Source organism: Streptomyces sp. NPDC049915, from assembly GCF_040656475.1.
Lineage (GTDB): Bacteria > Actinomycetota > Actinomycetes > Streptomycetales > Streptomycetaceae > Streptomyces.
Window position 1 is genome coordinate 462,189 of record NZ_JBFAMH010000006.1, and the last position, 10,805, is coordinate 472,993.

A 10,805-nucleotide genomic window follows, 5' to 3' on the forward strand; every position below is an offset into this window, starting at 1 on the left:
CCCCGCGCCCCCCCCCCCCGTGGCTGGTGTTGGTCTCGCCCGGCCCCCCCCCCCCCCACTCGTTACGGGGGGGGGCGGGCGGGGGCCCCCCCCCCCCCCCCCCCCCCACGCCCCATCGTCCCTGGCCATGGCCGGTGAGGGGGTGGGGTGTGTCGGTGTGGGTCGCGCGGTCAGTCATCCGGGTGTGCCGGATCATGGGTGGGCACCGGCCGAAGGCATACGGATGCGGCCTTTTCCGGCGGCTTTGGCCTCGTACATGGCCAGGTCGGCGTTGTGCAGGAGTTCCTCGGGCGTCATTCCTGGGCTGGCGACCGCGACGCCGATGGAGGTCGAGACCACCGCATCGGAGTTGTTGACGTGGTACGGCTGGGAAAGGGCGAATAAGATCCGCTCGGCCACTTCCCGGACCGGGCAGGGGCATGTTCCTGCCTCGCCCTCAAGGAGTGCGGCGAACTCGTCGCCGCCGAGGCGGGCGACTGTGTCACCGGCTCGTACGCAGGACTGGAGTCGGCGGGCAGCGTGGCGCAGCAGGGCGTCACCCGTCGCGTGTCCGAAGGAGTCGTTGACGGCCTTGAAACCGTCCAGGTCCACGAAGAGCACCGCAGGCGGGGCTGTGCCGACGGTACGCTTCCGCAGCGCGTGAGCAACTCTGTCAGCGAACAAGGCGCGGTTGGGCAGGTCGGTCAACGCATCGTGAAACGCCAGGTGTTCCAGTTCCGCCAGCAGCTCAACCCGCTGGGTCACATCGCGACTGTTGAAGATCAGCCCGTCGGGGTGGTGACTGATCGTCGACTCGACGTGCCGCCATCGCCCATCAGCCGCCCGGACCCGGCAGGACACGCAAGCGCCCGGCCCTCGGGTACCTGATGCGGCTTCCTGCCTGAGCGTCTCCACGGCGTGCATCAGCGGCACCAGGTCGTCCGGGTGGCAGTACACCGGCACACGGGTGCCTACAAGGTCTTCGGGCCGGTATCCGAACACCTGGTGGGCGGCCGGGCTGACGTAGAGCATACGACCGTCCAGACCGGCGATGGTGATCACGTCGCTGGAGCCGTCGACCAGCGTGCGGTAGTGGGCCTCCCGGGCGGCGGCCTCACGCGTGAGCCGCAGATGGTCGGCATGAGCCACACCCTGCCGGGCACCAAGTGCGAGAAGCACAGAACCTGCCAGCACCACCATCAGCACATCGGCGTGACCATCGGCAAGCATGTGCCCCACCACGGCCACCTCACAGACGACCACCGGCACAAAACCGCCCACCACCGCGACGACAGGCATCTCGCGCCGGTCAACTCCCACGGCGCTGGCACCACCTGGCAGCCACGGCGCGGCGGCCAGGAGGAACAAGCCGGTCATCGAAAAGGCCGCCGCGAGAGGAATCCCGAACGACACCCCCGGAGCGGGCAACAGGATCCGCAACATGTCGCTCACGGCCAAGATGGCCAGAGCCACGGCGGCCATGGTGGTCGCTGCTCGTTCTGCGGGGCGCAGGCAGAAACGCAGGGCGACCAGGAGACCCAAAACGAGGATGTCTGTCACCACGCGGGCCAGGCCCAACAGCGACAGGTACACATCACCGCCCTGGTCAGCGCGATGCAACAACAGCACCCAGCTCAGGGTGAGCAGCGATCCTGCGATCAACCAGCCATCCAGCAGCCGCCGTAACCACACCAAGGTCGTGCCGCTGTCCGTGGCTGCCATCACCAGCCCGGCGACGCCCAGCCCGAGGCACAAGGTGATCCCGCCAAAGGCCAGCAGCCCCACCACCGAATGCACAACACCGGCGGATCGGGCTGCAGATGAAGGGGCCTGCCCTATGACTAAGTGGTGAAGGCCACCTGATACCAATGAAACAGCGAGCAACCTCAGGCGAAGGCGCACCCGTCCCCTGGCAGAGCGGGCACGTGCAAGAAGGGAGAGGGCAGCCAGCCCGTGCCCAGCCGGTACCCCTATGCCGGCGATGGGCAACGCGGCTGCCGCCACACACCCTCCGCCGCCCACGGCAACGGCCAAGCCCACGCACAGGGACCTGCCCGCCCCTGCTCGATGCAGCCAACCGGTACGAGCGGCGAGCACCGCACCGCCTCGACCGGCCCCTGCCTGCGTCATGCGAACCCCCGGGGGTGGTCGACCTCAGAAGGGCAGTCACAAACCGCTTGGACAACTCCAATGCGACAAGAGGGTAGAAGGACCTACGGCTCGATCCGCTCAGTAGCGCGCGATTCACCCAAAGGAAGGACCTGGACGAGCTGGGCATGGTGTGGGAGCCGTTGGAAGCGGCCTGGAGGAGAATCTGGCGGCAGCGCGCGCCTACTACGCGGAAACGGGCAGGCTGGCCGCCCCGGTTACGGCGACCGCACTCGACAAGCCGGTGGGGCAGTGGCTGGCCAACTTCCGTAAGGACGCCGATCTGGGCAAGGAGGAGGACTGAGCGAAGCGGCGGGCGGAGCAGGGAGCCGCGATTGCTCGGGTGGTGGCAGGCCGGGGGCTCCACCACTGGGAGCAACTCGCTGAGCGTCTGGTGCTCGGTGATCCTTGCGCTGGCCAACTGCAGCAGCGGCACGGCCGCATCCCCCATGCGTGAAAGGCGCCGACGCCAGTCGTCGCGGGAGAGGTAGCCGCGGCGGTAGCCAGCAGCCCGTCGGCGGCGGCGCGGTTCTTGCGGGAGGCGTACGCCTTGTCCGCCCGCACGCGATCGGGGCGGACGCGTGGCCGGCCGGACCCGAGGCGGGGCACGCGAACCTGCGCCAACACGGTTTCGAACTGCGGCGAGTCTCCACGTTGGCCTGCCGTCACCACGATCGACATGGGCTTCTGACCTTGCTCGACGGCCAAGTGCAGCTTGGTGCCGGATCGACCGGCAGGCGCAGGTCGACGACGGTGGCGGTGACTCCCGGGCGCGCGCAACTCGACGAGGTCCCACGCGTCCACCTCGAAGCCTCGCCGCACCAGTTCGTCGACGACCGCCTCGCCTATCGTGCCCGCGGCCCCGGTTACCAGTACCCGGTGAGTCATGGTGTCCGTCTCCCTACTCGAACCTTCATGGTTGACCCATCACACGCTGCCGGAGAGCTGTTCACGTGGACCGACAGTGGCACGCGGAGTCAGGTGAGCAGCCGGTCAAGCCCACGGGACAGGGAGGCGGCTATGACGCAGTCCGGATGAGCCCGCCGGGTGTCGCCCTTGTGAACCGCGCCGCGGCCCGTCCGGACGAGCATCGTCCGGCACCCGGCCGCAGCGCCGGCCTGAACGTCAGTGATCGCGTCGCCGATCATCCAGCCGTCCTTCAGGCGGCATCCCCACGCGCGCGAAGCGGCCATCAGCATGCCGGGCTTCGGTTTACGGCACATGCAGCGGCGGGCCGGGTCGTGCGGGCAGATCACAGACCCCGTGAGGTCCGCGCCAGCTGCCGTGAGCGTGTCGACGATGGACCGGTGGATGGCCAGGATCTCCTCCGCCGGCGCCAAGTCACGCTCGATGACCGCCTGGTTGGTCACGATGACCACGTCACGGCACGCGCTGAGACGGCGTACTGCGTCCACCGCCCCCGGGATCAGCACGACATCGGAAGCTCGGCGTACGTGGGCGCCGCGGTTCTCGATCAATACACCGTCACGGTCGAGGAAGACGGTCGGTCGTCCCGTCCGCCCGTCTCGCGCGCCACGATGCCGGATCACCACGCAAGGCCGGTCGGTTGTCACGAGGAGTCTGCCCCCGCTTCGACTGGCACGGTTGCTGCGTAGACCGATTCGCGTGGGCGGTTGCCGATCACGCGGGGCACCCTCGCGAGCCGTCGTCACTTCCCCAGTCGGCGTCTGGCTCCGCGGCCAGTTGGAGCTCAACCAGCCAGCCAGGGCAACGGAACCGGGCGGCTCGCCCGAATTCGCCTCCTCTGACCCGTGCTCGGCACGCCACGAGGCTCACTGATTCGCCATTACCGGTTACACCGGCCCGGAGCGTTCGACACTGCGATCACCGGGCCCTGCCTGCGTGAACTGCCTGGCACTCCGGCAGCGCCGTCGCGGGTGGCGTCAAGGGGCCACAGGTGCCGGCCGGAGCGGACGAGGAAGAGCAGGTCGAAGAGGGGGAAGGAAGCCGCACGAACCTGAGCGGGCCGGCCGGCGCGACGGTGCCCGGCCCCGACGTGGTGATCATGGTGCGTCATTTTCGGACCCGGGTTGTCGATTTCCGGACTGAACCCGCGGTCACACTTTACAGATGTAGTCGCCACCGACCGAGAATGATCCGGAAGTACGACGTCCGATCTACTGGTCAGTACGACCGAGCACTCCGCTCACGTTCAGCACCTCGTGGCAGCCCTGCGCCCGCCGTCCGGTGGCCGGCGTGCCCGGCTTCGCGCAGGTCACTTCGATGGTCACAGTGTCGCTCGCGGAGATCTTGATGGGGGTGACCCAGTGGTAGTCCTGGTTGCGGAAGGTCTCCAGCGCAATCGTGGTGATCTTGCGGTCGCCGAAGGTGATCGTCATGACCCCTTCGTCACCCTGGAAGTTGGCGACGACGATGTCCGTCACACCGAACACGCTCTGCTCGGGCACCTTGTACGTCCCGGACTTGGTTTCTCCGCCGGAGGTTTTCAGGTCGATCGTCGCCGAGCTCTGCTGTCCGTCGGCCGCCGTGCCGGGCCCGGCCCCGGTGCCGCCGTCGCCGGCCCCCGGACCTTGGCTCTGCCCCTGGCCAGGCTTGCGGACGCCGGGCGGAGCGCTCGCGCCGCCGCCGGTGTCGCCCGACCCGCCGGCGTCGCCCGGATCCCCGGCCGTGGTGGGGCGCGGCTGCACCGCCTCGTGCGCCGCCTCCTTCGCGGCGCTGCGCACCGCGGGCCGGACCAGCGCGAACCACGCCAGCAGCAGCGCCAGCAGCGCCGCGAGCAGGGCGATCAACCACTTCGGGAACAGCGGGATCTGAACGAACTCCGCCTCCAGCGCGGGCCGGTGGACGCTGTCGTCCGGCCGCGCTGCGTCCTGCTCCCCGGTCTCGGCGGCGACCACCGTGAACGGCCACACCACCGAGGCACCGAACCACACCGGCTTGCCGGTGCGCACCCGCAGCCCGGTCTCCGCCGACTCGCCGGGCTCCAGCCTCGGCTCGGCCGGGCTGAACGCGAACGCCAGCTCCTCGCCCGCCTGGCCCGGGGTGAAGCCCACCTGCACCGGGGTGTTGCCCTCGTTGCGCACCGCCAGCCGGTAACGGCCACGCAGCCAGCCGCGCCGGCGGCGCGGGAGCAGCTCGGTGCGCAGCTCGTGGAACTCCTCGATGTGCACGGTGGTCTCGGGAACCCGCACCGCGTCGGGGTGCTCGGCCGGCAGGACCCGCACCGCGAGGGGCGTCTCTCCGGCCCGGACCTCCGGGGAGCGCGGCGGCTCCAGCCGGATCGTCACCGTCTCGGACGTGCCCGGGTACAGGGAGACGCGCGCGGGTTCCACGGTGGACCAGGGCGCGCAGTCCCCGACGACCTCCAGGCTGTAGGCCTCGACGATGTCGCTGTCGTTCCGGACGGTGAGAGTGGTCGTCGCGGTGCCGCCCGGGGCCACCGTCACGACCGGGATGTCGAGTCCGGGCGTACCGGGACCGGAAGAGGCTGCAGAAGGCGTCACACCGCCACGCTAGAAGCGTCCGCCCGGCCGCGCCGAGGGGCGCGAGGGCAACAACCGGGCAGTTCCGGTGCCCGCACGGCCACCGTCAACTCACCGTGGGCACCGTGTTGTTGATGCCACTTCCCGGCGCCCGCGCGCCGCCTTCGCGGGGTCGTCCCGTCCAGACGATCCTCCCCTCAGCTCACGAAGAGGTGACCGCACCCGTGTCCCGTCAGGTGACCGCACCCACGTCCCGTGCAGAGAAGAGCAGCTTCGCCATGTCCCTCGCCACCTCCCACGAACCCCTCACCGCCCCCGCGTACCTGGTCGCCCGCCCGGGCCCGTCGCCACGGGTGAGCGTGACCGTCTACGCCGCCGATCCGATCCTGCGCGCCGGCGTCGTCCAGCAGTTACGCCAGCGTCCCGAGATCGACCTGCTCGGCGACACCGGCCGCGAGGACGCGCAGGTGTCCCTCGTGGTCGTGGACACCGTCGACGACCACGTGGCCGACCTGCTCGACCGGCTGCGCGTCAACTCGGCCACCCGCGTCGGCCTCGTCGTCGGCACCCTCGGTTCCGGCGCGCTGCAACGCGTCCTGGAGTGCGGCGTCCCGGCGGTGCTGCGGCGCGCGGAGGCCGACCAGGACCGGCTCGTCCATCTGGTCCAGGCCGCGGCCAACGGCGAGGGCGTCCTCCCCGGCGACCTGCTCGGCAAACTGCTCAGCCAGGTCGGCAGCGCGCAGCGCTCCGCCCTCGACCCGGGCAGCGTGTCCCTGTCCACGCTGTCCACCCGCGAGGCGGACATGCTGCGCCTTGTGTCGGAGGGCCTGGACACCGCGGAGATCGCCCGCAAGACGGCGTACTCGGAGCGGACGGTGAAGAACGTCCTGCACGAGATCACCACCCGGCTGCAACTGCGCAACCGCGCCCACGCGGTGGGGTACGCGCTGCGCAACGGGCTCATCTGAGGGCGGCCGGGCACACCGCGCTGCCCGAAAGCACACCGCGCTCTTCCCCCGGACACGGCCCCGCCGCCCTGCCGGCCGGCGTCCGTCCGGCGCAGGGTGGCGGGGGCACACCCACGTGTGCCGCACCAGACCGCGAGGGGGATCTCCATGCGAACCGCTGGCCGCGGCGGGCGGTACCGCCCGGGCAGACTCGGGATGTCGTTGCTGCTGCTGGTCCCCCTGCTCGGGGTGACCGCGGCGGCCGGACCGGGCAGCGCCGGATCCGTGCCGAGGGCCGCTGGCGCCCCGGCGGACGCCACCCGGATCGCCTACGCCGGCACCCGGCACCGCAGTCTCGGCCGGGTGGCCACCGACACCGACACCCGCTCCGACGCGCTGTTCGGCGAGGCACCAACCCACCAGGACGTCCAGCCGTCCGCGCTCGGCGACCTCATGGTCTTCGCAAGCCTGCGCGACGAGCGGCAGCCGCAGATCTACCTGCGCGCGGCCGACGGCTCCGTACGGCGCCTGACCACCGGCATGGACGCGGCTCACCCCCGGCTCACCCCCGACGGGCGCTCCGTGGTGTTCGACGCGTCCGGGCCGGGCGGCCCGGGCGGCGGGAAGGAGCGCGACCTGTGGCTGGTGCGCACCGACGGCACCGGTCTGACCCGGCTCACCGACACCCCCGCAAACGAGGAGTGCCCGACGGTCTCCGCCGACGGACGGCGCCTGGCGTACGCGAGCGACGCCGACGCCCTGGCCGGCGAGCAGATCCACGTGCGGCCGCTGGCCGGCGGGACCGCGACCCGGGTCACCGACCCCGCGAACGGCACCGCCACCGACCCGGTGTTCAACCCGGTCGACGACGCTGGGCACCGCGACCTCATCGCGTACACCGGCGTCGCGGCCGGGCAGCGCGATCCCAGGCTCCGGGTGACCGACGGGACCACCGACGAGCCGCTGCTGGCGGGCGCGCAGGCCGGCTGGCGCACCCGGGGGGCAGCCTGGCTGCCCGACGGGACCGACGTGCTGTTCCTCAGCCCCGACCGGCCGTGCACCTGCGAGGGGAACTGGGACCATGTGTTCCGCGTGCCCGCGCATTCCGAGGTCACGCCCCAGGTGGTGCTCAGCGAGAACCGTGAGGTCACCTCGGTCACCTGGCTCGGACCGCGCGACCTCGGCCGCGCGGTCGTCGAACGCGACACGGCGGCCGACGGCCACGAGGTGACGCTTCAGGACGTCCGGGCGGACGGCTCCGACCCGCGCGACCTCGGGCTGCCGATCCTCAAGGAGGACCCGGCGGCCGACATGAACACCGACCCGGCGAAGGACCCGCTGTTCCGGCCCTCCGCAAAGTTCGACCCGTGGACCGAGCGGCAGAACTACACGCCCGACGGCCGCCGCATCGCGGTGACCCGCTTCGAGGACGGCGGCGACGGCCGGGTCGAACGGATCTGGATGGTGGACGCCGACGGCCGGAACCCTGCCAGGCTGCCCCTCGCCGGGCGCGGCGAGACCGACTGGGACACCGATCCGACGTTCTCCCCCGACGGCAAGCACCTCGCGTTCACCCGCACATCGCCGGGCGGCGTCGGCGGGCCCAGCCGCATCCTGATCGCGGACGTCGCGACGGGTGCGATCACAGGGGAGATCACCCCGCCGGCCGGGGAGCGGGCGGGCGGCGACGCCCAGCCCGCCTGGTCCTCGGACGGCACGACCCTGGCGTTCACCCGCAACGAGGTGATCGGCGGGGGCGGCGGCAACAAGCACGTGTGGATGGTGCCGGTGACCCGGCTGGACCGGCAGCGGGACCTGAGCGCCACCATCTGCCCAGGCGCCTGCGACGTCATCGACGACAGCCCGGCGTTCTCGCCCGACGGCCGCTCGCTCGTCTTCAACCGCAAGAACGGCGGCGGCCGGATCGACGAACACGCCGGCCTCGTCCTGACCTCCCTCGCCGGCGACGACTGCCAAGTGCTGCTGCCGCCCACGGCCCGCGACCTGCCAGGCGCCTGCCGGCGCGAACTGCCGGAAGCCACCGGCCCGTTCCAGCCGCGTGACGCCGCCTGGACCGCCGACGGCACCCGCCTGGTGATCAGCGCGCGCCCCGATCGCGCGGTCAACAGCCCCGAGGAACTGAAGGTGCTGGACCTTGCCACCGGGAAGCTCACCCATCTGATGACCTCGCTGCCGGGCCGGCAGAAGGAGCCGAGCGTCCAGCAGTCGGTGAACCTCGCGGTCCGGGCGCCCGGCACCACCCCCGAGGTCACCGTCGACACCTCCACCACGATCGGCGTGGACCTGGTGAACCAGGGGCCCGCCGCGTCCCCCGGCACCACCCTGACCATCGCCCCGCCGTCCGGCGTCGGCGTCACCGGGGTCACCTGGCCCGGTGGCACCTGCGACGCCACGGCGCTGACCTGCGACGTCGGCGTCGTGGGGCCCGGCGCCACCGTCACCGTGGACGTCACCCTCACCGGCCTCATCCCCGGCGACCAGCCGGTAGGCTGGTCGGTCACCGGCACGGTGCTCGACCCGGAGCCCGGCGACAACGCCGGCCGGACCGTGGTCCCGGTGCGCGAGGCCGCACCGCCCCCGCCCCCGCCGATGCCGACCCCCACTCCGATGCCGACCCCGGCTCCGACGCCGCCCCCGGCTCCGACACCCAGGCCGACGCCCACCGTGCCGCCCGAACCGCCCGCGCCCGCGGCCGGGCCCGGGGTACGGGTCACCGCACAGCCCAACCCCGGATACGTCGGCGGGCGGGTCGTGGTGACGTACACCGTGCGCAACGGCCGCAACGCGCTCGCGACCGGGCTGCGGCTGCGCATCGGCCTGCCCGGAGGCATCCCCCACAACGGTCCGCCGCCCGGCTGCGACGCCACCTGGGAGTGCGCGCTGCCCGACCTGGAACCGGGCACGAGCACCGTCGTCCGCATAGTGCTCAGCCCCGACAAGGCGATGACCGGCCGGGTCACCGGCCGGCTCACCACCACGGGCACCGACGCCGACCCGCGCGACAACACCACCCGGACACGGCTGCGCATCCTCCAGCCGCGCATCGTTGCGGTGCCGGGCATCGGCAAGCCCGGCTTCGTGACCTCCGTGCGCGGCAAGGACTTCCCGCCGGGAGCGCCGGTGCGCTTCACCTGGAAGCCCGGGATCACCGCGGCGGCGGCGCCGACCGTCCCCGCGCCCGACGGCACCTTCATCGGCCAGCTCCTCATCCTCGCCAAGGACCAGACAGGACCGCGCGTCATCACCGCCAAGGGGCCCGGCTTCTCCCCGGTGACCACCGACTTCCTGGTGGTCAACGGCAGCATCCAGCCCCCGGACGAGGTGACCCGCCGGTGATCCACGAGGTCGACGAGGCCCTGCGCCGACTGCTCGCCGAGTCCGGTCTCGAGGCGTCCGGCGTCGAGGTCGTCTTCGACGCCCCCACCCGCGACTGGGCCGCGCGTCGCAGCGCCCCCACCGTATGCGTCTTCCTGTACGACATCCGGGAGGACGCCACCCGGCGCGGCAGCGGCGCCGGGGAGGTGTACGACGCGGACGGCCACCTCGTGGCGCGGCGCAGCCCGCCGCGCTGGTTCGAGCTGACGTACCTGGTCACGGCGTGGGCGAGCCGCCCGCAGGACGAACACCGCCTGCTGTCCCAGGTGCTGGGGACGCTGGTGTCCGCCGAGACGCTGCCCGCCCGGCTGCTCACCGGCACGCTCGCCGACCTCGGGCTGACCGTCGGACTGGACACCACCGGGCCCGGGGAGTACACACCGTCCCCCGCCGACGTATGGTCGGCGCTCGGCGGTGAGCTGAAGGCGTCGCTCCAGGCCCGGGTGCGGGCACCGCTGGCCGGCGTGACCCGGGCGGCCGCCACGCCCGTCACCGAGGGCCTCGTCGTGCGCTCGGCCACCCGCGGCGCGGACGGCGCGGCGGCACCGGGCCGCCGGCTGCGCTACCGGGAGACGACCGACCCGGGCCCGGACGGCTTCGCCGGCCCCCGCGACCGCGGCCCCGCCCCCGCCCGCCGCCGAGGAGACCGCCAGCCATGACCCCCACCCCGAACCGAACGTCCCCCACGGCCCGGGCGTCCGCCGCGTCCGGAGCGACGGCCGCCGCGCCCGGAACCGCCGCCACCCCCGTCGCGTCCGGCACGTCCGGGGCCGCGGCTGCGGGTGTACGTCCTGGACCTGGGCGGCAAGAACGCGGCACCCGGCAAGATCGGCACGGCAGGCCCCTATCTGAAGTAGGCGCGGCAGATCCG

7 protein-coding genes and 1 pseudogene are annotated in these 10,805 nt (G+C 72.3%); 4 read left to right on the forward strand and 4 right to left on the reverse strand.

The window, feature by feature from the left end; genetic code table 11:
- Positions 1 to 192: 192 nt before the first annotated feature.
- Positions 193 to 1,767 (reverse strand): sensor domain-containing diguanylate cyclase, encoded by a 1,575-nt coding sequence (locus AB0J12_RS14315; RefSeq protein WP_363264558.1) that lies wholly within the window; start codon positions 1,765 to 1,767, stop codon positions 193 to 195.
- 493 nt (positions 1,768 to 2,260) lie between these two features.
- Between AB0J12_RS14315 and AB0J12_RS14320 the strand changes: the two genes are divergently transcribed.
- Positions 2,261 to 2,431 carry a helicase associated domain-containing protein gene (locus tag AB0J12_RS14320; protein ID WP_363264559.1) on the forward strand — a complete coding sequence of 57 codons (171 nt, stop codon included), beginning with the start codon at positions 2,261 to 2,263 and terminating at the stop codon, positions 2,429 to 2,431.
- A 230-nt stretch (positions 2,432 to 2,661) separates the two neighbouring features.
- On the opposite strand, the pseudogene AB0J12_RS14325 reads toward AB0J12_RS14320, so the two are convergent.
- The 3 genes and pseudogenes from AB0J12_RS14325 to AB0J12_RS14335 all read right to left on the reverse strand — a co-directional run.
- Positions 2,662 to 2,847, reverse strand: a pseudogene (locus AB0J12_RS14325) (transposase); the annotation flags it as partial.
- 257 nt (positions 2,848 to 3,104) lie between these two features.
- Positions 3,105 to 3,800, reverse strand: coding sequence for an HAD-IIIA family hydrolase (locus AB0J12_RS14330; protein WP_363264560.1), 696 nt, complete (start codon positions 3,798 to 3,800; stop codon positions 3,105 to 3,107).
- A gap of 465 nt (positions 3,801 to 4,265) precedes the next feature.
- Positions 4,266 to 5,612, reverse strand: a complete 1,347-nt coding sequence (locus AB0J12_RS14335) for a hydrolytic protein (RefSeq protein ID WP_363264561.1) — start codon at positions 5,610 to 5,612, stop codon at positions 4,266 to 4,268.
- 257 nt (positions 5,613 to 5,869) lie between these two features.
- Here AB0J12_RS14335 and AB0J12_RS14340 point away from each other — a divergent pair, with 257 nt between their 5' ends.
- The 3 genes from AB0J12_RS14340 to AB0J12_RS14350 all read left to right on the forward strand — a co-directional run bounded on the left by AB0J12_RS14340 (position 5,870) and on the right by AB0J12_RS14350 (position 10,593).
- Entirely contained in the window at positions 5,870 to 6,559 is a 690-nt protein-coding gene (locus AB0J12_RS14340; RefSeq protein WP_363264589.1) for a LuxR C-terminal-related transcriptional regulator, read from the forward strand.
- 147 nt (positions 6,560 to 6,706) lie between these two features.
- The gene (locus tag AB0J12_RS14345) at positions 6,707 to 9,895 is read left to right on the forward strand and encodes a hypothetical protein (protein ID WP_363264562.1); all 3,189 of its coding nucleotides are present in this window, start codon (positions 6,707 to 6,709) and stop codon (positions 9,893 to 9,895) included.
- Positions 9,892 to 10,593, forward strand: a complete 702-nt coding sequence (locus AB0J12_RS14350) for a DUF4255 domain-containing protein (RefSeq protein WP_363264563.1) — start codon at positions 9,892 to 9,894, stop codon at positions 10,591 to 10,593. Before AB0J12_RS14345 ends, AB0J12_RS14350 begins: the two co-directional genes overlap by 4 nt.
- The last annotated feature ends 212 nt before the right edge of the window (positions 10,594 to 10,805 follow it).

Excerpts from the sequence above, each read along its gene's own strand:
- AB0J12_RS14340 (WP_363264589.1), top strand. The coding sequence starts at position 5,870 with ATGTCCCTCGCCACCTCCCACGAACCCCTCACCGCCCCCGCGTACCTG.
- AB0J12_RS14345 (WP_363264562.1), top strand. The coding sequence starts at position 6,707 with ATGCGAACCGCTGGCCGCGGCGGGCGGTACCGCCCGGGCAGACTCGGG.